This window comes from Paraburkholderia silviterrae, assembly GCF_004353915.1.
Taxonomy (GTDB): domain Bacteria; phylum Pseudomonadota; class Gammaproteobacteria; order Burkholderiales; family Burkholderiaceae; genus Paraburkholderia; species Paraburkholderia silviterrae.
Map to the genome: position 1 here is coordinate 13,863 of NZ_SMRP01000016.1, position 25,711 is coordinate 39,573.

Here is a 25,711-nt window from a genome sequence, read left to right on the forward strand (position 1 = left end):
ATCTTAGATAGCGGCAGCGTACGGCCTGACAATCGAAATAGTTTGCGTCAGGCCGTGCGCGGCAGCCGGATAAAGAATGCACGCGTCATAGACCACCGTGAAGCTCGATGCCATTTACTCCAATCCCATTTCCTGGTGGAGCGCCGAAAGTTCTTCCAGTGCCGCACGACGGTCGGCATCGACGCGATTCTTGTAAGCGAGTACGTCATCGTAGCGGATGCGCCGGTGCGTATTCACCTTCCGGTAGGGGATTTCGCCCTTGTCGAGTAGCTGGATCAAGTACGGGCGCGAAACGTTGAGAACGTCCGCCGCTTCTTGCGACGTCAGTTCGGCATGGATTGGAATGAGCGATACCGCGTTGCCTTGTCCGATCTCCGCGAGCGCCTCGACCATCAGCCGGACGAACGACGTCGGCAGCGTCACGGTGCGCGTCTCGCCCCTGTCGTCCTTGAAATCGAACTGCTGAGTTTCGGCACGGCTCGACAGGACGACCGAAAGATCCCGTCCCGACACCCGGGCGAGTTCTGCCTCCTGCTCTGACGGAAGTGGCGTAGGGTGTTTCGTGGTGTTCATAAGGGACTCCTGGCTCAATATCGCGATTCTAAATCGAAATAATCGAAATCGCAATAATCGAAACGCGGTGCCAGGCGTGGCGGGCTATGGCGTGGGCGAAATGAGCGCAGCGTGCCCCTTCGCTTCAGAAGCTCCCGCCGCGTGATGCTCGACGAGCCAACCGCTGAAATTGCGCACGCGCAGCGTCTCTTGCACTTCCGGCCGTACGTCGAGCCAATAGCCCGCAGGCCCATCCACTTCGATTGCGCTCAGCTGCACGAGCGTGCCATTCGCGAGTTCCTGCTCGATCATGTGCCGGTCCGCGATGGCAATGCCGAGTCCGGCCACCGCCGCATGAATGACCTGATCGAGCGTGCTGAACTCCATCTCTCCGCGCGGCGCCATTTCCACGTCGAGCTTCGCGGCTTCGAGCCATGCTTCCCACACGAGCAAGCGACGGTCAATGTCGAGGATATAGAGCCACGGGTGCAGCGCGAGGATGGCGCGCAGTGCGTCTTCGTCCGCGGGCGGTGCGTCGAAGTCGCGCGCCGAGCCCACGAGCACATGGCGCTCGCGCATGAGCAGCGTGCTCTGTCCTCCCGGTAGCGGCTCCATGCCGAAGCGGATCTGGCAATCCTCGTTGCGTTCGCTGCCGTGCAGCGCTCCGTACTCGTTCGTGATGGAGATGCGCAGGTCGGGATGGCGCGCCTGAAAGTCTCGCAGGCGCGGCGTGAGCCAGCGCGTGGCGAGCGTGGGCGCCGCGTTCAAGGTGAGGAGGCTGTTCGACGGATCGGCGCGGATGGTGTCCAGCGTATGAGCGATGCTGTCGAACGCGGCCTGCAGCGTGGGCAGCAGGCGCTTGCCTGCGGCGGTGATTTCGAGCCGGTGATGATGCCGCATGAACAGCGGCGTGCCGAGATAGTCTTCGAGCAGGCGAATCTGCCGGCTGATTGCGCCTTGCGTGACGTGCAGATTCTGCGCCGCCCTCGTGAAACTGAGGGTCCGGCTGGCTTCTTCGAATGAGCGCAGTGCCGAGAGAGAGGGAAGGCGGCGCATGCTGCAACCTCGTGATGCGGAAAAGGCGCCAGCCTGGGCCGGCGCCTGCACAGTGGGATAGTGAGTTAGAACACGTGCGTGATGCCTACGCGGCTGATGACCTGATTCTGCGTGCTGGACGGGTTGAAGCCCGTGATCTGCGCGTTTTCAGCCGAGCCCGCCGCGTGCTGGTACGAACCCATCGCGTAGACGGAAGTGCGCTTGGAGAGCGCGTACTGCCCGATCAGGTTGAACTGGTGATACTTCGGCGATGCGTCGGTTGCGTGGTCGAGGCCGTCCGTGAAGGTATAGCCCGCGCCCACCGTGAAGGCCGGCGTAATCGCATAGGTGCCGGAGACCTCATAGTTCTGGAAGTGCAGGTCGTGACTGCCGTTGCCCGACGAGAAGTCCACGTTCGTGTAGTTGAACATCATCTTCAGGCTGCCGAGCGCATATGATGCGCCGGCGGACAAGATGCCCTGATAGCGCGCGTTGGCGAGCGCATTGCCGTAGACGACGTTCACGAAGCTGCCGCCGCTGCCATAGCCGGCCACCGCCGTGATCGGGTCGTTCACGCGCAGGTAGCCCACGCCGGCGCTGAACGAGCCGAGCGTGTAGGCCGCCGCCGCGCTGTACGAGGCATTGTTCGAGAACTGGCCGGCCTGGCCGCCGAACGAGTAGTGGCCCTCGAACTGGAAGCCGGCGAACACCGGGCTGATGTACTTGACGGCGTTGTTGACCGAGAACCCGTTGTCCATGTTGTCCATGTCGTTCGGGTGTGCGAAGTACCAGCCGCCGTAGTTGCCGTTGAGCGAGTACGGCTCGATCAGGTCGACGGTGGCGTCCCACTGCTTGCCGAACGTGAGTTGGCCGTACTGCTCCGACTTGAAGCCCACATAGGCGTTGCGCGAGAAGCCGGCGCCGCCGCCGCCCGTTGCTGCATTGAAGCCGTCTTCGAGGCGGAAGATCGCCGAAAGGCCGCCGCCCAGGTCTTCAGAGCCGCGCAGGCCCCAGCGGCTGCCCGCCGGCACGCCGCTTTGCATCTGGAACAGGTGGCCGCCGCTGCCCGGCACGAGATTGCCGTTCGCGCCGTTGACCACGTTGTTGGCATAGTCGATACCGAGGTCGACGATACCGTACAGCGTCACACTGCTTTGCGCATGGGCGCCCGCTGCGGCGAGCGCGAGCGGCAGCGCCGCGAGAAGTTTCTTCTTCACTCAGAGTCTCCTTTGGTGGGAGCCGCAAGGCGCAGCTCCGCTTTCTGGTTTGCCGGCTTGTAAGCCCTGGATGCCTGCTGATTTGCCCGCTGATTTATCCGCTGATTTGGCGGCTGATTTGGCTGATTACGCGCCAAGCGACTTCTGCACCTTCGACGCGACCTCTGCGGGGACCCACGTCTTCCACATCTCCGGGTGTTCCTTGAGGAACTTGAGCGCTTCGGCTTGTGCGTCGACCTTGTGCTCGGTCATGTCGAGAATCGTCGTGTTCAGGAAGTCGATGGGGAAGCTCACCTTCGAGAAAAACGCCATCACGTCGGGCTCGGCCTGGTAGAAGGGCGTGGAAACGCCGATCTTCAGGTGCGAGACCAGATACGACGACGCGCACGGCTGCGCACTGTTCGGGTCGCGCAGTGTCTTCCAGCAGGCCTCGTTGAACGGCGGCATCTTGAGTTGTACGAACTTGTACTTCGCCATCAGCGCGGCCGGCTCCCAGTAATAGGTGAGAATCGGCTTGCCGCGCGCATACGCCGACGATATGGCCGCATCGAGCGCCGCGCCCGTGCCGGGGCGGAAATTCGTATAGGTGTCGTCGAGCTTGAGCAGCTTCAGGAGGCGCGTGTTCACGCGCTCGCAGTCCCAGCCCGAGGGGCAGTTCAGGAAGCGGCCACGGTCCGGTTCCTCGTCGTCGGTGAAGAGGGTCTTGTATTTGGGCAGATCGCTCACCGACTGGAGGTCGGGCGCGCTCGGCTTGATGCCGCGCTTCGCGTCGCCGTGCACCACGTAGTCGGGCACGTACCAGCCTTCCTTGGTGCCGCCCGGCAGCGTGTCGCCCACGAGCGTCACTGTGCCCGCCTTCACCGCACCCGCGATGATCTCCGAGCGGCCCGTCCATTGCTCGGACCATACCTGCAGGTCGTTGCGCGAAAGCGCCGTTTCCGTGGCCGCCGTGCTGCCGGGAACGGTATCGGTCTGGCAGCCATAGCCGTTCTTGACGATGTAGCGCAGCACTTCGCTCGTGAAGTTGCCGCTTTCCCAGGTGATGCCGGCGAAGCGCACCGGCTTGCCCTGGCTGCACCAGGTGCCGGTCGCGTGTGCCGGAAGGGCGGCCACGGCAAGCGGTGCGGCGATGCAAGCCGCGCGAATCAGGGAGGTAATCGTTTTCATTGCGTGTCTCCTTGTAATTTGAATGCTTCGGAATACTTGTCAATGCATCGTTGAGTCCCGGCGCTATCCCGTTGCCGGGACGGGGCCGCCTGCACGCGCTTCGCTGTGTGCCGCGCCCCGGAATGCCACGCCTTGCCTGCGTGCGCCTCAGTCGTAGCGGCTGTCGCTTGCGCGCGTGGCGGCGAGCACGGCTTCGTTCAGTTCGATGCCGAGCCCAGGCGCCGTGCCGAGCTCGATCCAGCCCTGCGCGTCGGGCTCGATGGCGCGCGTGAGCGGGAAGTCGCGCCGCGCGGGCGTCCATTCGGGCGGGTCGTAGGGAAACTCGACGAAGGGCGCGTGAGCAGCGCCCGCCACCACATGCAGGTTCGCGGCGAGGCCGATGCCATTGCCCCACGTATGCGGCGTGAACACCTTGCCGTGCGCTTCGATCTGCGCGGCCAGACGCCGTGCGCCTTCCATGCCGAGCGTGCAGACGACGTCGGGTTGATAGACGTCGAGGCACTCGTGCGCGAGCAGCGTCGCGAATTCGTGCGCTTCGCGCGTCATCTCGCCGCCCGCGATGCGCACATCGGTCTGCTTGCGCAGCCACGCGTGACCCGTGTAGTCGCCGCGATGCAGCGGTTCCTCGACCCAGTACACGCGATGCCGCTCGATCTGACGGATCACGGCGAGCGCCTCCTCGGCGCGCCAGGGCGCCTGGGTGTCCCACGGCATGCGCCAGCCCTGATTGCAGTCCACCATCAGCTCGATATGCTCGCCCGCCGCTTCGCGCACGGCGGCGAGCGCGGCGAGATCGTCGGCGAGGCTCGCGCGCCCGAAGCGCACCTTGAGCGCCGGAAAGCCGCGCGCGACCGCGTGCTCGGCCCAGCGCGCCATGCCGTCGAACGAGCGGTGCACGCCCGACGACGCATACGCGCGCACCCGGCTCGTGCGGGCGCCCGCCATCTGCCAGCACGGCTGGCCGAGAATCTTGCCGGCCAGGTCCCAGAGCGCGACGTCGAGCGGCCACAGGCGGCCGGCATGGAAGCTGAGATTGTCGAGCACGGCGGCGTGTCGTGCGAGATCGAGCGGATCGGCGCCGATAAAGAGATCGCGATAGTCGTCGAAGCCGTACATGGCGTCGCCCGAGCCGATCCCGACGCGTCCTTCGGTATCCTCCACGCGCACGATCGTCGCGGGAAAGGCGCGGCGCGGCCGGCTGTCCCAGGAGGCCGGAAAGGGTGGGTCGAGCGGCAAACGGTGCTGGCTGACCGTGATGCGGGCGATGCGATTTGTCATGGCTTGTAAGGCGCCGTCGTTGCGCGCATAAGCGAAGCGCGTGGGCGGCGATTGTCTCCTTGGCCTGTCGAGGTGTTACGGCATCCTAGAGGGTCAATTAGTGGCACTCAATGAAGTCAATTGAAGTAAATGACAGCATTCAATTCCGCGAATTGGGCGCGATAATGACGCGGCCGCCGTGCAGGCGCACGGCGCGCGTCGACCTTCGGGAAAACACCATGAACGGCTGGATGCCCACCTCGCCTGCGCTGCCGCGCAACGAACCGAAGTACCGCGCGATCGCGTATGCCTACGCGCAGGCCATCGACGGCGGGCAGATGCTGCCCGGCGAGAAACTGCCTGCGCACCGGCTGCTGGCGAAAAAGCTCAACGTGACGACCGGCACCGTCAGCCGGGCCTATGCGGAGCTGGAGCGCTGCGGCATGGTGGTGGCCCGCGTGGGCGATGGCACCTACGTGGCGGAGCCGGACGCCGACGGTGCGCGCTTGCCCGCCCGCACGCGCCAGACGCCGGCACAGACGGCACCGGCGGCGACGGGCGTTGCCGCGGCTCCCGGCGCCCCGCATGCAAGCGCCGCTGCGGCCCGCACGTTCGATCTCGGCCAGAACGTGCCGATGCCGACCGACGAAGCGTTGTTGCTCACGCAGACCCTGCGCGAGCTGGCCGCCGAGGAGCGCCTCGCTGGCGAGCTGTTGCTCTATCAGCCCGAGGGCGGGCGCCGCTCGCACCGTGAGGCGGGAGCGCGCTGGCTTGCGCGCATGGGCTGCGTGGTGCCGGCGGAGCGCGTGCTCGTGACCCAGGGGGCGCAGCATGGGCTCGCGTGCGTGTTGCGCGCGGTGCTGCGCCCCGGCGACACGATCTTTGCCGAGGCGTTGAGCTACCCCGGCATCGTCGCGCTCGCGCGGCAGTTGCGGCTCAATCTCGTGGGCATTGAAATCGACGAGGAGGGCATCGTGCCCGCCGCACTCGAACGCGCATGCGCACTGCTTGCGCCGCGCGCACTCTTTTGCGTGCCGACGCTCCACAACCCGACCACGGCGACGCTCTCCGAGGCACGGCGCGTAGCCATCGCCGAGATTGCCGTGCGCCACAATCTCGTCGTGATCGAAGACCTCGTGCCCGCCGCGCTGCTCGATGCGCCGCCCACGCCGCTGGCCGCGCGGCTGCCGGAGCACGGCATCGTCATCAGCAGTCTTTCGAAGGCGCTCGCGCCCGGCTTGCGCATCGGCTACGTGCAGGCGCCGCAGGACTGGGTCGGCAAGATTCTGGCCGTGATCCGCAGCGATTGCTGGATGACTTCGCCGCTGTGCGCCGAGATTGCGGCGCGCTGGATCGTGAACGGCGATGTCGACCGACTGGTCGCGCAGCAGCGCGCGCAAGTGGACGTGCGCCACGCGATTGCCGCCGAGGTGCTGGCGGACTGGACGTATCGCACGGACCCCGCGAGCCCGCATCTCTGGCTGCCGCTCGCCGAGCCGTGGCGCGCCGCCGAGTTCGCCGCGGCGCTGCGTCAGGCGGGCGTGCTGTTGAAGACGGCGGACAGCTTCGTGATCGGGCGTGGCTCGGCGCCGCATGCGGTGCGGCTGAGTCTCGGTGGCGCGCGCAGCCATGAGGCCTTGCGCGACGCGCTGGAGCGGCTTGCGCGAACGTTGCGCAATGGGCCGGAGGGGCCTTATTCGGCTTGAAATTGGGGCGCGCCGGCGCGCGAGATGTCGGCGCGACGGGAGCGCGGCGAATGATTTCGCGACGGCGCCAACGCACGGTGCCGATGCCGTGCCGCGCGCCGTTTATCCACGATCGGTTGATCGATCCGGGCGCTCAGGCCGTTACGCTCTCTGCGGCCTCATGCTGCGCAGCCGCGAGCGTGTCGATGTCTACCGGCACACGTCGCGCAACGGCGCACATCAGCTCGTAGCCAATCGTGCCGGCTGCCTCGGCCACCTCATCGACCTTCACGTTCTCGCCCCACAGCTCCACCGTCGAGCCGATGCCCGCATTCGGGCAGGGCGTGAGATCGACGGTCAGCATGTCCATCGACACGCGTCCGACCACGCGCGTGCGTATGCCATCGACGACGATGGGCGTGCCCGTAGGCGCGTGACGCGGGTAGCCATCCGCATAGCCGCACGCCACCACGCCAATGCGCATGGGCCGTTCGACCTCGTAAGTGCGCCCATAGCCGACCGTTTCCTGCGGCGCCAGCGTTTGCACGCCGATGATCCGGCTCGAGAGCGTCATGGCCGCGCGCAGCCCGATGCCTTCGATATGCCGCGCCGCGCCCGTGGGCGACGCGCCGTAGAGGATCGTGCCGGGACGCACCCAGTCGCGATGCGCGCGCGGATGCCAGAGCACCGCCGCCGAGTTCGAGAGCGAGCGCTCGCCGGGAATGCCGTGCGTGGCGGCGTCGAAGCGGTCGAGCTGCCAGTCGATGGCGCCGTCGTCGGCGTTGGCGAAGTGCGTCATGAGGCCGATCGAGCCGATCGTGGGCGTCGCGCGTGCGCGCTCCCATGCGGCGCGAAAAACGTCGGGCCGGTAGCCGAGGCGGTTCATGCCCGAGTTCATCTTCAGCTGGATGTCGATCGGCTGTTGCGTGCGGGCCGCCGCGAGCAGCACGAGCTGCTCGTCGTCATGCACGGACACGGTCAGCCGGTGCGCGACGGCCGTGGCGACATCGGCGGAATCGAAGACGCCTTCGAGCAGCAGGATGGGTTTGGTCCAACCGAGCTCGCGCACGCGCACGGCCTCGTCGAGGTCGAGCAGCGCGATGCCGTCCGCGCCGGCTAGCGCCGGATAAACGCGCTCGATCCCGTGACCATAGGCGTTGGCCTTGACGACGGCCCAGACGCGCGCGCCCGAGGCGCTTTGCTTCGCGGTCTGCAGGTTGTGACGGACGGCTTCGGGATGGATGCGGACGGAAATCGGGCGCGGCATGAGCGATCCTGCTGGCGAGGGTTAGTGACGATGACTAGTGGTTTTTGCAATCGTATTGATTTTTACCCAGTTATTTTTAATGTATTTTTCTGGGAATTTGGGTTTATCCACTATCAGGGCGTCACTGGCCCCTCGCGCCCCGAGCGCGTCGGTCAGGCTGCGGCGACGACGTCGATGCGCAGCGCCTCGCCGCCCGCTGCGATCTCGAGCAGGCGGTCGACGTTCGGGTGCGCGCCGGGACGGTTGCGCGCGTCGGCGGTGTGCTCGGCGAACACGGCGAGACCATGCTCGGCCGCCTTGGCGTCGAGCGTGCCGAAGGCCTGCTTCAGATAGTGGTAGACCGCGAGCGAGCCTTGCTTGCCCGGCTTGTTCTCGATGGTCGCCACGATGGCGCCCTGGCCGTTCACGAGATCGATGCGCTCGATGCCGTCGATGGCGGGCAGTTGCGCGAGATTGTCCTTGAATACGTTACCTGGCTGGATCACTGAAAACACTCCGTTGGTTCGATGAAATGCGGGGGCCCGTATCTTAGCCGATGGAATTAGCCGAACGACTGGGTCGATTGCTTCGCGCTCATTGCCCGAGGCCCTGGCCTCGGCCGAGCGCATCGAGGATCGCGTAGGCCGCGCTTACGCGCGCCTCGGTCGGATACGACTTGTTGGCGAGAATCACGACGCCGATCCGCTTCGCCGGTATGAACGCCGCGTAGGTCGAAAAGCCGTTGGTCGAGCCGGTCTTGTTCAGGAGCGCCTCGGCCTGAGGCGGCAGCGGCGGCGTGAGCGCCTGCGCCGGCATGCCCTTGAGGATGGCGTCGGGGCTGTTGCCGCGCTGCAGCGTCTGCAGCGCGGCCGGCCACGGATATTGCTCCCAGACCAGGTCCTGCGTGAAGACGCCCGCCGTGTAATAGCCGGTGTGCGCGCAGGCGACGGCGCGTTGCCACGGCGCGTCGAGCGGCGCGAGACCCATGTTGGCGTCGAGATAGCGCACGATATCGCCCGAGGTCGTGCGCAGGCCGTAGGCCTCGTCGGCCAGCTCGCCGGGGTGCATGCGTGTGGGCGTGCCGTGCTTGTCATAGCCCTGGGCGTAGTCCGGCATGCTGGACGCGGGCACGTCGAGCCACGAGTGCGTCATGCCGAAGGCGGGCAATAGCTGCTTCTGCACGGCATTGCGGAACGGCTCGCCGAGGCTTTGAGCGGCGGCGCGCCCAAGCAGGCCGATGCCGAGATTGGAATACACGCGCTGCGTGCCAATCGGACTCGATGGCTGCCAGTTGCGGAACCAGTCCATCAATTGCGCGTCGTTGGTGAGGCTGTCCGGGACGAACAGTGGCAGGCCGGACGTATGCGTGCCGAGATTGAGCACGCTCACGTGGTCGAACTGGCTGCCGCGCAGAGCGCTCACATACTGGCTCGCAGGGGCGGAAAACGAGAGCTTGCCGCTCGTTTGCGCATAGCAGGCCAGCGTGGCCGTTAGCGTCTTGGTGAACGAGCCGACTTCGAACAGCGTCTGGTTGTCGACCGGCGTGCCGGTGGCCTTCGATGCCACGCCGTAGTTGTAGAAGGCGTGCTTGCCGTCCACGGTAATCCCCACCGCCACGCCAGGGATGCCGTATTTGGCCTGCAGCGGGGCGATGGCGGCATCCACGGCTTCTTTCACGCTGGGTTGCGCTGCGCTGGCGGTGGCCGCCGCACACGTCAGAGCCATCAGCAGGAGTTTTATCTTGATTTTCACGTCGTTGGACATGGTTGGGTTCCGGATGCGTTTCATGGAAGGCGCAGGCGCGGCCAAAGCGCCGAAATGCCGGGCACGTATGCACAAAAGCGTGCCTTGCGCGGAGGATTGTGGTGCGTTGCCGGATCCACGACAAGCGACGATAATTTGGCGCTGACAAAAGCCAAACTTATAGGTCATTCATGCGCCCCCATTTGCCCCTGCACGCGCTCAGAGCCTTCGAGGCGTCGGCGCGTCATCTGAGCTTCACGCGCGCGGGCCTCGAATTGAAGGTCACGCAGGCGGCGGTCAGCCAGCAGGTGCGCATGCTCGAAGAATGGCTGGGCGTGCCGCTGTTCCGGCGGCTGCCGCGCGGGCTCGGCATGACCGACGAGGCGCGCGCGCTACTGCCTGTATTGAGCGACGCATTCGGCCGCATCGAGGCCGTGCTCAAGCAATTCGAGGGCGGGCGCCTGCATGAGGTTTTGACGGTGGGCGTGGTGGGCACCTTCGCGATCGGTTGGCTGATGCCGCGGCTCAAGTCGTTTCGCGAGGCGCATCCGTTCGTGGAGTTGCGCCTCCTCACGAACAACAATCTCGTCGATCTTGCGGGCGAAGGGCTTGATTTCGCGATCCGCTTCGGCGACGGCAAGTGGCCCGCTACCGAAAACACGCGGCTGCTCGACGCGCCGCTCGCCGTGCTGTGCGCGCCCGAGATCGCGCGGCGGCTCGCTACGCCCGCCGATCTGGCGAAGGAGACATTGTTGCGCTCCTATCGCACCGACGAATGGCCGCGATGGTTCGTGGCGGCCGGGCTCGAACCGTGGACGGTGAGCGGGCCGATCTTCGATTCGTCGCGGCTGATGGCCGAGGCCGCCATGCAGGGTGCGGGCGTGGCACTCGCGCCCGCGCGCATGTTCGCGCGTGAGTTACAGGCGGGGTTGCTTGTGCGGCCTTTCGAAGTCGAGGTGCCTACCGGCAGTTATTGGCTGACGTGGCTGCAGTCGCGGGCGATGTCGCCGGCCATGCGGCTATTTCATGAGTGGATTGTGGGGGAGGCGAGCGCAGGTGCTTGAGGGAGGCCGCTGTGCGGTCGTCCATTCAGAGGATGGGCTTAATTTTGATTCGGTATCCTGCGCAATAGCCTCATTCGCCCCGGTGACTCGAAATATGTCCCGAAGCGTACGAGTCCCGCTTTCTTCAGGTGGCATGTCATCTCAAAGCTCACCAGCACGCCGGGATCGTCGTTTTCGAGGATCGCTACGTCAATCGCGCGGATGCGCGGTTCGTACTTGAGCAGGGTCGCTTCCATCTGGTCCCTGAGTTGATGGGCCGAGGCGGGGAGCGCCTTGTAGATGTTCGTGAGGTCCGGCAGACCATAATCGGGCAGGTGCTTGAGTACACCCGCCCGGGTGTTCAGAATGCGCTGCACGTTCTGCTGGACGCTCAGACATTCGAGCGTGCGATCGTCATGGTAGTCGAGGGGTTCGCCGCCTATGTGCCCGAGCAGCATGTCGTAGAGAGAGGGACCAGCCGGCATTCGTTCGCTCTCCGTCACGCGCCGGCACGCACGGGATCGGCGGCTTGCGTTGATTCCGCCTCATCCGCATCGACTTCATCCGCATGCCCTTCGGGCGCATCGACGAAATCGATCGTCAAATTGCCCTCGGGCGAACTTGCCAGACGAATCTGCGCCGGCAGCGCACCGCTGGCCATGCGTGCCAGCAGCTCGCGCGAAACGGTGGGCAGCACGTGCTGGTTGAGGAACGCGTCGACGTTGCGTGCGCCCGAGTGGCGCTCGAGACAAAGCTCGGCTATCGCGTCGATCAGAGAATCGTCGCAGACGAACGCGACGTCGTGCTGGCGGTGCAGGCGCTGCGCGACCTTCGCAAGCTTCAGGCGCACGATGGCGGCGAGCGCCGCCGCATCGAGCGGCCGGTAGACCAGCGTCTGGAAGCGTGCGAGCAGCGCAGGCTGAAAGTGCGCGAGCAATTGCGGACGGATTGCGTCGAGCAGCTGCGCATGCGAGACCGCCGGATTGTCGCCCGAGGCTTCGTCGATCTGCTCGCTGCCGAGATTGGAGGTCATCAGGATCACGCAATTGCGGAAGTCGATCTCGCGTCCCTCGCCGTCGCGCATCGTGCCGCGGTCGAACACCTGATAGAACAGATCGAGTACGTCACGATGGGCTTTCTCTACCTCGTCCAGCAGGATCACGCTATAGGGCCGTTGCCTCACGGCCTCGGTAAGAATGCCTCCGCGGCCGTAACCGACGTAACCCGGGGGCGAACCTTTCAACTGGGAAACCGTATGCGATTCCTGGTACTCCGACATATTGATCGTCGTGAGCGCAGCCTCGCCACCGAACAGCACGTCGGCGAGTGCGAGCGCCGTTTCGGTCTTGCCGACGCCGGACGGCCCGGCAAGCAAGAAGACGCCGAGTGGCGCGTGCTCGTTCTTAAGGCCTGCTTTGGCGGTCCGCAGGCTCTCAGCGAGCGCCGCGAGCGCGTCGTCCTGCGCGACCACGCGTGTGGAGAGCCGTGCTTCGAGCGCGAGCAGGCCGAGCAATTCATCTTCGACGAGGCTGCCCACCGGCACGCCCGTCCATTCGGCCACGACGCGCGCAACGGCATCGGCGTTGACATCCGCGAAGATCAGCGGTGCCTTGCCTTGGGCATTCGCTAGCGCTTGCCGTGCATGCACGAATGCTGCAGCGTCACGTGCCGACGGATCGGCCGTACGCAGCGTTTCGATTGCGTGCACCCGTTCGAGCTCGACTTCGTAGCGCGCGTGGAGCGCGGCGAGCTCCACCTGCGCGCCGGCGAGCGCCGTCTCCAGCGCCTCCTGCCGCGCGCTTGACGGCTCGATGCCCGCTTGCCGGTCGGCGTCGAGCGTGGCGCCTTCGAGTTCGAGCGTGGCCACGCGTGCGCGGGCGCGCTGCAGTTCCGCCGGCGGCGACTCCAGCCCCATGCGCACGCGCGCAGCGGCCGTGTCGATCAGATCGACCGCCTTGTCGGGCAATTGCCGCGCAGGGATATAGCGGCGCGAGAGCCTCACCGCGGCCACGAGCGCTTCGTCGCGGATGTGGACGTTGTGATAGCGCGCATAGCGCTCCTTGAGGCCGCGCAGCATGAGGCAGGCGGCATCGTCGTCGGGCTCTTCGACCTTGATGACCTGGAAGCGGCGCTCGAGAGCGGCATCGCGTTCGAAGTATTGCTTGTATTCCGACCACGTCGTGGCGGCTATCGTACGCAGTTCGCCTCGCGCGAGTGCAGGCTTGAGCAGGTTAGCGGCATCGGCGCCGCCGGCGGCGTTGCCTGCGCCAATCATCGTATGGGCCTCGTCGATGAAGAGCAGGATGGGAACCGCCGAGGTCTGAACCTCGTCGATCACATTCTTCAGACGCTGCTCGAATTCGCCCTTCACGCCGGCGCCCGCCTGCAGCAGGCCCAGATCGAGCGTGAGAATGCGCACCTCGCGGATCACGTTCGGCACGGTGCCTTCGGCCACGCGCAGCGCGAGGCCTTCCACGAGCGCCGTCTTGCCGACGCCCGGCTCGCCCACGAGGATCGGGTTGTTCTTGCGACGGCGCGCGAGCACGTCGACCATCTGCTGGATCTCGCGATCGCGTCCGAAGACCGGATCGATCTTGCCGTCGCGCGCCTTCTGCGTAATGTCGATCGCGAAGCGTGCGAGGGCGTCGCCTTCGACTTTGTGGGGGGTAGAGGGGGGCAGACTGTTGGTCGTCGCGGTTGCGCCGGTCATTCCAGTCGTTTCGGTGGCGGCGAGGGTCGGCGTGCTTTGCGTCGTGGGTGCTGGCGGCTCTTCCACCGGCGCCTCGCACGTGCGGTTGCCCAGCCGTGGCAGCAGACGCCTGATCTGTGCGCTGGACATCGAGAGCAACGGCCAGGCGTTGCGCGCGCGCAGCACATGAGGCGCGTCGACGATGGCCTGCAGCACATGCGCCGAGCGGATGACGATTTCGTCCGCCTCCGCCGAGGCGTGCAACGACGCGTCCTGGAGCACGGTGGCAAGTTGCGGCGAGAGTGCCGGGCGCCCGCGCAGACTGCGCGGCAGATGGTCGATTGCGCCGATCAGGGCGTCCCAGACTGCGTCGATATCGATGTCGTAATGCCGGACGATTGCGGGAATGTCCCCGTCGCCGGCTTCGATGAGCTTGAGCAGCCAGTGCTCGACGGTGATCTCGTCGGCGAGCCGCGTCTGACAAAGGCTTGCTGCCGCCTCGAGCGCGCTCGCGCAATGCGGGTTGAGCTGGCGCAGTAGCTGGCTGGTATCCCGCAAGGATTTCCTTCGGTCGTCGCGCATGGGCATTCCTTCGGTCGTCGCGCCGGCTCGCGGCGGCGTTTGCATCCGGTCGCACGGGAAGCGGGTGCTTTCCGGTTCACCACGGTAAGGGCAAGAGGGACAGCCCGTGGCTCGGCCCCGGGCTGGAAAGGAACCGGCATCGGAATGCCGGTCCGTGACACTGCATCAGGAACGCTCGTTCCACGTGTCCTTGTGGATGATGTTGCCGTCCTTGTACGACCACGTGATGGTCTCGTAGCGCAGTTCCACTTCCTCGAGGTGATTGTGCTTTTCGTACTCGGGGACCTTGATGTCGAGCATCTTCGGGCGGACCGCGACGATCTTCACGTTCTCCAGCTTCGTGTTGAAGTACTCCTTCTCCTTGCCCGCGTCGTCGATCTTGTACCACTTGATCTCCGCGGATTTGAGCGTCTGGCCGCTCGTGACCGCCTTGTAGAGATACGGCGTAGACGCGTCGGTTTCCTTCGTCAACGTGATCGGCGCGTGCACGCGCGTGCCGGTCAACTTGCCGGTATTGCCATCGGTCGGAATATGCAGACTGTGATCGAACGCGGTGACCTCGACGCTGCCTTCGCGGCCCTGCACAGTGACCGAGCCCTTGATGTCCGCGCCGCCGTCGTCCTTGAGCCACATATAGGCCGGAATTGCCATGTTTAACTCCCTATTGCAGATCTGCTACGTACTACTTATTTTGCCCGGAGTCCGTCACCGGGCCTCACGATCCCGAAGCGAAGCGCTTCGGGGGCTAAAAATTCGCTACTGTGCCGAAGGGGCTTGCTGCGCGGCGTCCGGGACCAGCGTGATCTCGACGCGCCGGTTGCGCGCGCGTCCGTCCTGCGTTTCGTTGTCCGCGATCGGGCGAGTGTCGCCGTAACCCTGAATGGCGAATTGTGTCGTGGGGATGCCCGAGGCGTCGACCAGCCAGTCACGCACGGCACTAGCACGCCCAACTGAAAGCTTCAGGTTGCTGGCGGGATCGCCCACATTGTCGGTGTGGCCAGCCACGAGGATCCGCTTGCCGGGGTGCGCCTTGATCAGCTCGAGCGCGCCGACCATCGCGCGTGTCGAACCCACCTTGAGTTGCGCCTTGCCGCTGTCGAACAGCGACATGCTGTCGAGCGTCACGACAGCGGGCGGCGGAGGCGGCGGCACGTACGACGCGATCGCATCGTTGAGCGGAGCGAGCAATTGCGCGCCGTGATACATGCCGAACGATAGCCGCAGGGGCACGCCCGTACGCGCATATCGCTCTAGCCGGTCGCGGTCGGCGACGAGCGCGACCAGGGCGTCGCGCCTCGCCGCGTCGTGCGTGGCTGGAATTGAGCGGAAGTGCTCCAGATCCGCGCCGATTTTCTTGAGCAGTGCTTCGTTGTTCCTCGCCGCGCCCCAGAACGCCACGGCGGCTGCGCAGGCGAGCAGTGCCAGCGCATGGCCCAGTGCGCTCAGACGTGGTGCGGCCCGTCGGTGGACGGGCATCGCTTCGATCAGCGGCTGTGGCAGAGGCCAGGGCGACGGCGAAGCGGCGACGGAGGCGGGCGCCACCTTCGTGCGCAGTTCGACGTCACGCTCCCAAGGCGAATCCGGCCCGCTTGCAGGTCCGCAGTCGATCCAGACGGCGCCATGCAATGGCCACAGTGCCGCGGGCTGTCGACGGTCCGTGAGTGCGCCCATCACCACGCGCTGCGTCCAGTCGACGAGCGAGGCGATACCGGCGGCGCGGGTGGTTCGAGTCGCGGCATCCTGAACGCGGGATGTTTCCTGGACAGCATCTTCGGCGCCGCGAATTGCCGTTTCGAAGGCACTGGTGCTGGCGAGCGGCGTTATCGACGCTACGCCGAACCACTGCGGATTATCTGTTGCGATATTGCCCGTGGGGAGCGCGTTCGGCCCCCGCCCGGCAAGACGCTGATAGATCGCCACATAGCCGGGCAAGCGCGTGCCGAGCATGCGCGAAGCGTCAGCCATGGCCTGCCTTGCGAGCCTCAGCCTCTGGACGAGCGCGTCGGCGTTCGTATGCAACGCCGGCGCGACGCTGAGGACGACGCCATCGGGTGCGCGGCCGTCGCGCCACTGCCTGACCGCAACGGCCAGGCGCGGCAGCGCGTTCGGGTCATCGACGCGCAGCCAGATCGCGCCGTCGCCCACCCACGCGAGGCGCGTGGTGTCGTCGCGATCGAAGAGCGCCGCCAGACCGTCGCCGGTGAGCAGCACGAGGGGCATGCTGGTGTGCATGCCGCCCGGAATCGTCGAGGTCGCTGTGCCGAGTGCGGCGAGCACCTGGGCATTCTGCGCACGCGCGATGGCGAGCCGCCGGGTCCGCCACGCGACAATGGCGAGCGCGGCGAGCGTGCCGACGGTCGTCAGCATCCAGACGGTGCTGCGTTCTAGCGGCAACACCAGCCAGATCACCGCAAGCGCAAGGGCGAGGGCGAAGAGGACGACCAGCCTGAGCGGGTAGCCACGTCCTTCGTTGGCGGCCGAGGTCACGACTGAGGCTTCCCGGATAGCAAATGGGCAAGCTGCACATCGAGGGCGCCGTGCCAGACGAGCCAGACGAGAACGGCCACGATGGCGAGGAGACCCGCAGTCGCCCATGGCGAAAGCCGGTGCAACCAGTCAAAAGCACGGCGCGCAGTGTGATCGGAAGTGAACGGTTGAGCAGCGGCCGGGCGCAGCTTGGCGATCCTCGCGTGCAATGCGCTCACGAGCGCATCGAGCTTCGCTTCACCCTCGCGCGCGTAACGGCCGACAAAACCCATGCCGAGCACGGCCGAGTAGCATTCGAGGAGATCGACCTGTGCTGTGGGTTCGCGCAGGCGCTGCTCGAGACGCTCGAACACGCGCTCGCCGGCGTCGTGAATGCCGAAGCGCTCCACTTGAAGCGGCTGGAGTTCCCAGGCAGAGCGTGTGGCGCCCTTGAAGCAGCGCAGGGCGATCTCGTCGAGCAGGCCGCACTGGGCCATTTCCGCGTCGTTGCAAACCTCGTCGGCATAGCCGCGGCGGTGCAGTGCATCGGAAAAGTCGCGTGCGAGCTTGCGGCACTGCTCCTGCACCTCGTCGACGGACTTCGGCTCGCCGCCCGGCGCCAGCGAGGTGACGAACAGGGCCGTGTCGCGCAGCAGGTCGCGTATGCCGTCACCCGACGGATGTGCTTCCTTCGCGGTCGCACCCGGTAGCGCGGGCTCCCGGCGGCTAAGAGTCAGGGAGATCATGAGCGCAACACCGCGTAGAGTTCGAGCGAGGCATCGGCTACCGATGCCGGCAGATAGACCTGGCATGCGCGCGCCGCGAGCATGCGCGCGTGCGCCGCGCTATTGGCATCGAGCGCGAAATATTGATTGTCGAGACGCACGGGAATCGCGGCCGGCACGCGTTGAACGGCCTTGAGCGCAATGCCGGGCAGCGCAGCGTTGACGATGTGCTCGACATCTTCGGGCGCGCCGATCTTGCACAGGCGCGGCACCTGCTCGACGAGTTCGAAGGCGCTCGCCGAGGCATTGACGGAGAGATACCAGTCGACCGGGCCGGCGACGAGGCGCTCGTCGTGAAACTGGCCCGCCCATGTGGTGGGTGTCTTGTGCTCGAGGCCGATCGATACCACGCGCGAGGGAATGATCGCGTCCAGCAGTTCTCGGATCATCGCCTCGAGCCGGGCGAAGACTTCGTCTGCGCACTCATGGTCGTAGACCGGGATATCCGCGAGATTCGAGTGGGTCGAGAACGTCATGAGTGCGCTGACGAGCCGCGCGAGTGCCAGGTAGAGCTGCTCAGGCGGCCGCGCAGGATTGGCCGCGAAGTGCCGCAACTCGGGCCACGCGCCGTGAATGCAGTGCAGCAGCCAGAAGAGCTGCACGTCGGCCACGCCGTATTCGGCGACCTGCCCGACGCGCTCGCCGCGGCGCGTACCGAGCGCGGCGCTCTTCGCCTGCAAGATGTCGCCCAGACGATTGATGCGCTCGATGTGCAGCGGATGGCTGCCGAGCGTAAGGCAAGGCGGCACGAAGCGATGATCGACACGGAATTGGCCGTTCGTCGTGCGCGTGAGCCGCGCGATCGCACAGACGGTGTCGTCTGCGTGGGATTCGAAGTCGAAGAGCAGCCGCACCGCGAGGCGCTCGGCTGCGATCTCGGTTTCCGTGCTGCCGTTCAGATCGTTGACCTTGATGAACTCGCGATACGAGCGGCGAGGGCGCGCGAGCGTCGTTTCATCCATGCGGCAGTTGCTGCCATTGGCGTCCGGCAGCGCGAGAGCCGCAAAAATGCCGATGCTCTGCGCATCAGCCGGCAGGCCGCGCGTGAGATCGCGGGCAGGGGGAAGCGCATCGGCGACTGTCGTATCGACGGGCGTGCCGTCGGGAAAGCGCAGTTTGAGCGCGGTGAGCTTCAGGCGGCCGGTTTCCAGCGCCTCCTCGTCGATAGCGACATCGAGCGTGCCCCACGCGCAGGCAAGGGCAGCGGTCGCGAGCTGCTGCATCGCGAATCCCGTATATCGATCCTGCTGCTGAAAATGCTGCTGGGCGAGGATGAGTCCCTCGTGCCACAGCGGTTTATGGATGCGCATACGTGTAGTCGTTACCGCTGTTGTTCGACTTATGAAGGCGATATTTCGCTTTCCCCGTAATCGCGACCGCAACGAGGCGTGATCGCAATGCGCGGAATCATGCCATCGCGACGCGATCAAGGCGATAAAAGCCGCTTGTTTACGAGATGGAATGGAAGATGAAATTAGAGTGCCAACTCTAAATGCAGATTTAAAATGTTGATAATTATCAATAAAAACGGCGATCAATGGCGCGATTCTTGCATGTCATTTAGTGAAATTTCCGCATCTTTAAATTCAATTTGAAGATGTGGGAATAGGTTTTATCCTAAATTGGCGATGCAATATGAATTAATTTTGTGGGCCTTTACTTTCGTCACCTGAATGGCATCTTTGACGGGGTTCAATCCAGACCGTTAAATAGCGGGCGCATAGAGCGCCGCTAGAACAGTGACCGCTATACGGGGTGCCGGACCCATATCTCCGAAGCCGGCTCATGCTGGTCGGGGGGCGTCATCCATCGTAGCGGACCGGTTCTGCGGACTTTCTCACACCAAATATGGAGTCCTGATGGATAGCTTCCAGCGCGAAATTCCGAAATCCAGAGTTTCCATCACGCTTGATCTGCACACCGGCGGTGCCCAGAAGAAGGTCGAGTTGCCACTCAAACTGCTCGTTGCGGGCGACTTCAGCGCCGGCCGTGAGCATGCCCCCCTCGCAGCGCGCAAGAAGGTGAACATCGACAAGAACAACTTCGATGCCGTGCTCGCCGACTACGCGCCGGACCTGAAGTTCGCCGCCGACAACACCCTCGCAAGCGATGGCACCGAGTTGCCGGTAAATCTCTCGTTCCGCTCGATGAAGGACTTCGAGCCTGAACACGTGGCCCGCCAGATTCCCGAATTGCGTGCTCTGCTCGCCATGCGCAACCTGCTGCGTGACCTCAAATCGAATCTGCTCGACAACGGCACCTTCCGACGCGAATTCGAAAAGATCCTCAAGGACAAGGGTCTCTCCGAGAAGCTGCGCGGCGAGCTCGCGCAGATCGCCACGGCGGCGACGCAGCAGGAAGGTCATGGCTGAGCGTGACAAGGCCAAAGCGGCCTTTACCGCGTTCCAGAGTCAGGTAGCCCTACGCAAGCAGACAGGACACGACATGAAACAGAATGAATCCCATCAAGGCGCGATGCAAACCGTCGTGCTGGACGCCCCTCAAAGTGCAGGTGACAGCGTCTACGCCGCGCTGTGCAGCAAGATCAACCTGAGGCCTGTGGCTGAAGCGCGCCCTCTGGAGGCCTTTCGCGACAACGACATGCTTTCGGAAGCCTCGGCCGACGAGCGCATCGCGCGCGGCATGGGTGCCTTCCTCGATCTGATCGCGAAATCGAGCCAGCCTGTCGACCGCCTCGACAAATCGCTGCTCGATTTCCATATTGGCCAGCTCGACCGACAGATCAGCCGGCAGCTTGATGCCGTCATGCACAACCCGCATTTCCAGGCGCTCGAAGGGCGATGGCGGGGTCTGAAACTGCTCGTTTCGCGCACGGACTTCCGCAAGAATGCGCGGATCGAGGTGCTCGATGTTTCCAAAGACGCACTGCAGCGCGACTTCGAAGACACCCCCGAAGTCATCCAGAGCGGCTTGTATCGACAAACGTATATCGAGGAATACGATACGCCGGGCGGCCAGCCGATCAGCGCACTGATCAGCGACTACGAGTTCGAGAACTCGCCGATGGACATCGCCCTGCTGCGCAATATCTCGAAGGTGGCCGCCGCGGCACATATGCCGTTCATCGGGGCGGTGGGTGCGGCATTCTTCGGCAAGAAGTCGATGGAGGAGGTGGCGGCCATTCAGGACATCGGCAACTACTTCGACCGCGCGGAATACATCAAGTGGAAGAGCTTCCGCGATACCGACGATGCGCGCTATGTGGGCCTGACCATGCCGCGCGTGCTTGGGCGCCTGCCTTACGGCAAGGACACCGCGCCGGTGCGGGCCTTCAACTACGAGGAAGCGGTGCGCGGCCCGGACCACGACAAGTACCTGTGGGTCAACGCATCGTTTGCGTTCGCGACCAACATGGTGCGCAGCTTCGTGAACAACGGCTGGTGTGTGCAGATTCGCGGCCCGCAGGCTGGCGGCAAGGTGGAAAACCTGCCGGTGCACCTCTACGATCTGGGCACGGGCGTGCAGCCGAAGATCCCTACCGAAGTGCTGATTCCCGAGACGCGCGAGTTCGAGTTTGCGAATCTGGGTTTCATCCCGCTGTCGTTCTACAAGAACCACGACTTCGCGTGCTTCTTCTCGGCGAACTCCGCACAGAAGCCGGCGCTCTACGAGACGAAGGAGGCCACGGCCAACAGCCGCATCAACGCGCGCCTGCCATACATCTTCCTGCTTTCGCGCATCGCCCATTACCTGAAGCTGATTCAGCGCGAGAACATTGGTACGACGAAGGATCGCCGGTTGCTCGAACTCGAGCTGAACAACTGGATCAAGGGCCTCGTGACCGAGATGACCGATCCCGCCGATGAACTTCAGGCCTCGCACCCGTTGCGCGAAGCGAAGGTGACGGTCGAGGATATCGAAGACAACCCCGGGTTCTTCCGCATCAAGCTCTTCATCATCCCCCACTTCCAGGTGGAAGGCATGGATATCGGGCTGTCGCTCGTTTCGCAGATGCCGAAGGCGAAGAGCTGATTTGACGCTAGCTGTATAAGCCGCCGGGGTGCCTCAGGGTGCCCCGACGGTGCTGTTGTGGTTGCCTATCCGCGAGGAAATCCATGTCGATGGTCATGCCGTTACAGGCTTATGAATTGAAGCTGGCGCCTCATCCCGCGCCGTTCTCGGTCCTTAAATTTGCTGGCGTTGATCAGGTTAGCCGGCTGTACTGGTACGAGATCGAATTCACAAGCCCGATGGCGGGTATTCCAATGGACCAGGTTCTTGGGCGTCCTGCGAGATTCATGATCGACCCGATTGACCCGAACATGGGTCACCTGCGCAGGATGTTCGGGGATAACGCCGAGCAGTTCAGCAACAAGCCGCCCGCGCAGACGGTGCACGGCATCATCACGAAGTTCGACGAATTCGAAACGTCCGCCGACGAGACGCGCTACCGGGTCACCCTCGAGCCGAAAATGGCCGATCTCAACCGGGGCGTCACGAGTCGCTTGTTCCAGAAGCAGTCGGTCGAAGAGATCATTACCGATACGCTACGGCACTATGGATACCGCGCTGGGGTCGATTTTGTGTTCAAGCTGCGCGGCAAATACAAGCGGCATGAATACGTCACGCAGTATCACGAAACGACGTTTGCGTTTATTCAGCGCATTTGTGCGGAAGAGGGGATCTGGTTTCGCTGGGAGCAGAAGAAGGACTACGCGGTGGTTGTGTTCGGTGACGACGTAGATGCGTATGCGCGCAAGCAGCGCACGGTGCCGTTTCGGCGCGACTCTGGGCTGGAGAGTGTGGGTGCGGAATCGGTCAAGTCGCTCAGGCGGCGAACCCGGCGTGTGCCGGAGGCGGTGCGGCTGCACGACTATAACCACCGGCAGGCCGATGTGTCATTGCTGGTTGAAGAGAACGCGGCACGCGGTGACAAGACCACTAATGCTGTCGATTATCACTGGGGCGAGCATTACGAGACGCTTGAGGAAGGCCAACGCATTGCGCGGTTGCGGCACGAGGCGTATCTGGCAAGCCAGGTAAAATTCGTTGGCACCGGGAATCCGTTCTGGCTGGAAGCGGGTGAGGTCATGCTGGTTGAACCTGCCCAGGCCGATGCAAAACACGGAATCTTTGTTACGTCGGTGCGCTCGCATGGGGCGCGCAATCAATCGTATCGGGTGACGTTTGAGGGGATTCCTTCGGATCGCGTTTGGCGCACTTCGATGGACAGTGTCAAGCGACCGACTATCGACGGCATCCTGCCAGCGCGTATTACGTCGCCCGGGAATTACAAGTACGCGTACTTGACCGAGCAAGGCTGGTATGTAATCAAGCTGCCGTTTGATCTTGACGAGTGGAGTCCCGGCGGCACGAGCCGGCCGGTGCGCTTTGCCAAGCCCTATAGCGGCGACAACTATGGTCACCATTTTCCGTTGATCGATTCGGCGGAAGTGGCGCTCGACTTTACCGCTGGGGATCCAAACCGGCCGATCATCATCGGCGCGATGCATGACAGCCTGCATCCGGACCTTGTCAACAACCTCAACAACACGCGCAATCTCATTCGTACCGCCGCGCAGAATGAGTTGCGGATGGAGGACAAGGAAGGTATCGAGCATATCCATCTCACGACGCCGTTTCAGACCAGTGAGCTTAATCTGGGGCACATGGTTGACGGGGGGCGCAAGGAGAGGGGGCAAGGCGCGGAGTTCCGATCTGACGGGCACACGGCGGTTCGCGGCGCAAAGGGGCTTTTGCTGACTACCGAGAGTCAAAGTGGCGCCAACGGCAAGCAACTGGATATGGAGGCGGCGAGGGCGCAACTGGATGACGCCTTGCAACTCATGCAAGATCTGAACGATAGCGCTCGAACTGCACAAGCTCAGCTTGCTGAAGTAGAGCAACAGAGGAAATTTCTTCTAGAGCGCTTGAACGGATTACAACGTGCAGTAATTCTCGCATCGGCGCCCGATGGAATAGCGCTCACAAGCGGGGAGCATCTCCAACTCGCAGCGGAATGCAATCTGGCGGTGACTGCGGGCGGATCCGCAGATATTGGTGTACTGAAGAAGCTCACAATGGCCGCAGGTACCGCAATTTCATTCTTCGCGCGAAAACTGGGGATTACTCTCGTGGCTAACGGTAAGGTGGACGTTAGGTCACTGCGTGACGAGATTACGTTGACCGCATTGAGGGATTTTAAGATCACCAGTGTCGATGGACGGCTTGTGCTTTCCGCTCCCAAAGAGATCTGGATAGGTGCAGGTGGGTCGTATATAAAGATTGGCGAAAACTGCATCGAACACGGTACGCCGGGCGATATTATACACAAATGTGCAAGCATGCAAAAGCCTGGCCCGGTGAGTGTGGCACCAACACTTCCGACGCTGCCAATTGTCGATACGACGGACGCGAATCAGCATTTCGTACTGAAATCACACGACGGTCGTCCTATTGCCAATCAACGATATCGTTTAATATCCGGTGACACCGTGGTAATCGGGGAGACAGACTCTGAGGGGAAAACGCAGATCGTATCCGGGGATATTGGCCAAGGTGTTGCGCTCGAAATACTGGGCGACTACGACGAGCATTTTATTATTAGGGATTCTTTAGGTGAGCCGATTGCGAATTTTCCGTACAAAATTTCCACCCAAACCGGTAAGGTTGTTATTGGCGCCACAGATGAGATGGGTAAAACACAAGTTCTTTCGAGCGACGAGGTAGAAAAGGTGGAACTGCTCTACGCTGGATCAGCAATCGACGAATATCCCGTAGATACTGGAGTCAACTGATGAGTGAGATTACGCTTGCCGAGTCTATCACCAGCGACAATTCGAACGTGGACGGGAAAGATTGCACGGTCGGGCATTTCATCTCCGAATCTGATGGTCAGAGGATTGTCGCTTTGGCTGCCGCGTGGGTGGGTACACCTTACAGGCTTCTCGGTGCGGGGTCAGAGATAGGGGTTGGAGGGGATTGCTCTGGAACGACCAACAAGATTTTCGTGGATGCGGGATTTCGATACCCATATCAGTCTACATCTTCCTTCGCAGCATTTGCAAAGAAGACGAATAGATTTCGCCAAATTGATTTGGCCAAGGAAAGGCCGCAGGCGGGAGACATTCTTCTTTGGCCGGGTCACATGGCGATCTATGCAGCATTCAAGTCCGACAGTCAAAATTACGACGGAAAGTTGGTTAAGCACGGTGTGCCCAAGTTCAACGATATCTACACCGCATTTCGTCCAGGTGGTAGGCCGTATGGTCCGTTCAATAGCGAGATGATACGTAACGATAGATACGTCGTCTACCGCTACTACATTCTTCCCGGAGAGGAAAATTGCGAGAAGTGAAGTGTTTTATCAGTGCAGTGTTCGCCTTGTTTCTCTCATCGGCGGTAACAATTGCGAGCGCAAACGATTCGGAAAACGCGGAAACGCTTACAATTGGTGGGCGTGTAAGTAATCCGATTCCAATCGATGCGGCGATATCGCTCGGTGGCGATAATATCTCTATTTCTGCAAGATTGGAGAATCAAAACACTGAATCAATACAGTATGGTTTCTTTGCGTACACGCAACTTTTTCAGAAATTCGGTGAAGCGGAGACATACGCTGATAAGACATTTAGCGATCTTCGTGTTGAAGTTGACGGAAAACCGCTGGCACTGACAAGTGATAGTAGGGCTTTTTTTCTCGGCCAGGACATTACACATGCTTTGACGGGCGCTGGCATTGCACCGATTCCCAATGCCGGTGTTGACGACGATCGTCTTACGTCGGTTCCCGAGCAGATGGGAGTAAAGCTTAAGGACGGGAGTGATTGGGAAGGGCAGGTTCTGTATTCGTGGCAGACTCTGGTTCCTGCATCGGAGGCGCGGGAAATGACGATTCGGTACAAGTCCTTGCCGCAATTTGAACTCGCCGATATTTCGGGAGCCAGATTCAATCGTCTCGTCGGTCAACATTGCGGCGACGCTTCGATGGTCGCTAAGCAAGTACGCAAAATGAAGCCGAACCTACGTGCCGTCGTACTTCAGAAATACGTCGCTCCAGTGTCATTCTTTAAGTCTGCCTCTGTGACACTAACCGTGGGTCAGCCAACAGAAAATTCGTTGGGGGCACATCCGCTACTGGCTCTTGTGTGTGGCGTTACTGTTCCGAATGGATCTTTCCTGCCGATTAAAGGTGTTATTGGAGAATCTGACGCGAGGATATCTATTCTCGTGATCTCAGCTCCGGCGATGTAGGCGTTTCGGAGCGCCGTCATAAGTCAGAGA

Annotated in this window: 21 protein-coding genes; 7 read left to right on the plus strand and 14 right to left on the minus strand. The window is 63.0% G+C overall.

Going from position 1 to position 25,711, the window contains the following annotated elements; genetic code table 11:
- Positions 1 to 114: 114 nt before the first annotated feature.
- From EYW47_RS26130 to EYW47_RS26150, 5 genes are all read right to left on the minus strand, one after another.
- Positions 115 to 573 carry an excisionase family DNA-binding protein gene (locus tag EYW47_RS26130; protein WP_133197740.1) on the minus strand — a complete coding sequence of 153 codons (459 nt, stop codon included), beginning with the start codon at positions 571 to 573 and terminating at the stop codon, positions 115 to 117.
- Between the two features lie 84 nt (positions 574 to 657).
- Positions 658 to 1,608, minus strand: coding sequence for a LysR substrate-binding domain-containing protein (locus tag EYW47_RS26135; protein ID WP_133197741.1), 951 nt, complete (start codon positions 1,606 to 1,608; stop codon positions 658 to 660).
- Between the two features lie 65 nt (positions 1,609 to 1,673).
- Complete coding sequence (locus EYW47_RS26140) at positions 1,674 to 2,804, minus strand: porin (protein WP_133197742.1); 1,131 nt, start codon at positions 2,802 to 2,804, stop codon at positions 1,674 to 1,676.
- A 126-nt stretch (positions 2,805 to 2,930) separates the two neighbouring features.
- On the minus strand, positions 2,931 to 3,971 hold the full coding sequence (locus EYW47_RS26145) for an ABC transporter substrate-binding protein (protein ID WP_133197743.1): 1,041 nt from the start codon (positions 3,969 to 3,971) through the stop codon (positions 2,931 to 2,933).
- 147 nt (positions 3,972 to 4,118) lie between these two features.
- A complete protein-coding gene (locus tag EYW47_RS26150; RefSeq protein ID WP_133197744.1) occupies positions 4,119 to 5,249 on the minus strand; it encodes a mandelate racemase/muconate lactonizing enzyme family protein in 1,131 nt (376 codons plus the stop codon).
- Between the two features lie 218 nt (positions 5,250 to 5,467).
- Between EYW47_RS26150 and EYW47_RS26155 the strand changes: the two genes are divergently transcribed.
- Positions 5,468 to 6,934, plus strand: coding sequence for an aminotransferase-like domain-containing protein (locus EYW47_RS26155; protein ID WP_133197745.1), 1,467 nt, complete (start codon positions 5,468 to 5,470; stop codon positions 6,932 to 6,934).
- Between the two features lie 133 nt (positions 6,935 to 7,067).
- Here the strand turns inward: EYW47_RS26155 and alr are convergent, their stop codons facing one another.
- The 3 genes from alr to ampC all read right to left on the minus strand — a co-directional run bounded on the left by alr (position 7,068) and on the right by ampC (position 9,923).
- Positions 7,068 to 8,180 carry an alanine racemase gene (gene alr, locus EYW47_RS26160; RefSeq protein WP_133197746.1) on the minus strand — a complete coding sequence of 371 codons (1,113 nt, stop codon included), beginning with the start codon at positions 8,178 to 8,180 and terminating at the stop codon, positions 7,068 to 7,070.
- A gap of 152 nt (positions 8,181 to 8,332) precedes the next feature.
- Positions 8,333 to 8,665, minus strand: a complete 333-nt coding sequence (locus tag EYW47_RS26165) for a DUF2322 family protein (RefSeq protein ID WP_133197747.1) — start codon at positions 8,663 to 8,665, stop codon at positions 8,333 to 8,335.
- Between the two features lie 88 nt (positions 8,666 to 8,753).
- A complete protein-coding gene (gene ampC, locus EYW47_RS26170) occupies positions 8,754 to 9,923 on the minus strand; it encodes a class C beta-lactamase (protein WP_205710160.1) in 1,170 nt (389 codons plus the stop codon).
- A 170-nt stretch (positions 9,924 to 10,093) separates the two neighbouring features.
- On the opposite strand from ampC, the gene EYW47_RS26175 reads away from it, so the two are divergent.
- On the plus strand, positions 10,094 to 10,966 hold the full coding sequence (locus EYW47_RS26175; protein ID WP_133197748.1) for a LysR family transcriptional regulator: 873 nt from the start codon (positions 10,094 to 10,096) through the stop codon (positions 10,964 to 10,966).
- Between the two features lie 38 nt (positions 10,967 to 11,004).
- Here EYW47_RS26175 and tssE read toward each other — a convergent pair whose 3' ends face one another.
- The 6 genes from tssE to tssK all read right to left on the minus strand — a co-directional run bounded on the left by tssE (position 11,005) and on the right by tssK (position 18,777).
- Positions 11,005 to 11,430, minus strand: coding sequence for a type VI secretion system baseplate subunit TssE (tssE, locus tag EYW47_RS26180; RefSeq protein WP_133197749.1), 426 nt, complete (start codon positions 11,428 to 11,430; stop codon positions 11,005 to 11,007).
- Between the two features lie 14 nt (positions 11,431 to 11,444).
- On the minus strand, positions 11,445 to 14,222 hold the full coding sequence (tssH, locus tag EYW47_RS26185; RefSeq protein ID WP_133197750.1) for a type VI secretion system ATPase TssH: 2,778 nt from the start codon (positions 14,220 to 14,222) through the stop codon (positions 11,445 to 11,447).
- Between the two features lie 159 nt (positions 14,223 to 14,381).
- Entirely contained in the window at positions 14,382 to 14,867 is a 486-nt protein-coding gene (locus tag EYW47_RS26190) for an Hcp family type VI secretion system effector (protein ID WP_133197751.1), read from the minus strand.
- 105 nt (positions 14,868 to 14,972) lie between these two features.
- A complete protein-coding gene (locus tag EYW47_RS26195) occupies positions 14,973 to 16,811 on the minus strand; it encodes an OmpA family protein (protein WP_133197752.1) in 1,839 nt (612 codons plus the stop codon).
- Positions 16,700 to 17,428, minus strand: coding sequence for a DotU family type IV/VI secretion system protein (locus EYW47_RS26200; RefSeq protein ID WP_133197753.1), 729 nt, complete (start codon positions 17,426 to 17,428; stop codon positions 16,700 to 16,702). Before EYW47_RS26200 ends, EYW47_RS26195 begins: the two co-directional genes overlap by 112 nt.
- Positions 17,425 to 18,777: a type VI secretion system baseplate subunit TssK gene (gene tssK, locus EYW47_RS26205; protein ID WP_133197754.1), complete on the minus strand. Its 1,353-nt coding sequence runs from the start codon at positions 18,775 to 18,777 to the stop codon at positions 17,425 to 17,427. The genes EYW47_RS26200 and tssK overlap by 4 nt, the downstream gene beginning before the upstream one ends.
- Before the next feature lie 549 nt (positions 18,778 to 19,326).
- Here tssK and tssB point away from each other — a divergent pair.
- The 5 genes from tssB (at position 19,327) to EYW47_RS26230 (ending at position 25,681) form a co-directional block, all read left to right on the plus strand.
- Positions 19,327 to 19,839 carry a type VI secretion system contractile sheath small subunit gene (gene tssB / locus EYW47_RS26210; RefSeq protein WP_133197755.1) on the plus strand — a complete coding sequence of 171 codons (513 nt, stop codon included), beginning with the start codon at positions 19,327 to 19,329 and terminating at the stop codon, positions 19,837 to 19,839.
- A gap of 73 nt (positions 19,840 to 19,912) precedes the next feature.
- Positions 19,913 to 21,460: a type VI secretion system contractile sheath large subunit gene (gene tssC / locus EYW47_RS26215; protein ID WP_133197756.1), complete on the plus strand. Its 1,548-nt coding sequence runs from the start codon at positions 19,913 to 19,915 to the stop codon at positions 21,458 to 21,460.
- Positions 21,461 to 21,543: 83 nt separating this feature from the next.
- Entirely contained in the window at positions 21,544 to 24,225 is a 2,682-nt protein-coding gene (locus EYW47_RS26220; protein ID WP_133197757.1) for a type VI secretion system Vgr family protein, read from the plus strand.
- Complete coding sequence (locus EYW47_RS26225; RefSeq protein ID WP_133197758.1) at positions 24,225 to 24,785, plus strand: NlpC/P60 family protein; 561 nt, start codon at positions 24,225 to 24,227, stop codon at positions 24,783 to 24,785. Before EYW47_RS26220 ends, EYW47_RS26225 begins: the two co-directional genes overlap by 1 nt.
- Complete coding sequence (locus tag EYW47_RS26230; protein WP_240763936.1) at positions 24,782 to 25,681, plus strand: DUF4424 family protein; 900 nt, start codon at positions 24,782 to 24,784, stop codon at positions 25,679 to 25,681. Before EYW47_RS26225 ends, EYW47_RS26230 begins: the two co-directional genes overlap by 4 nt.
- The last annotated feature ends 30 nt before the right edge of the window (positions 25,682 to 25,711 follow it).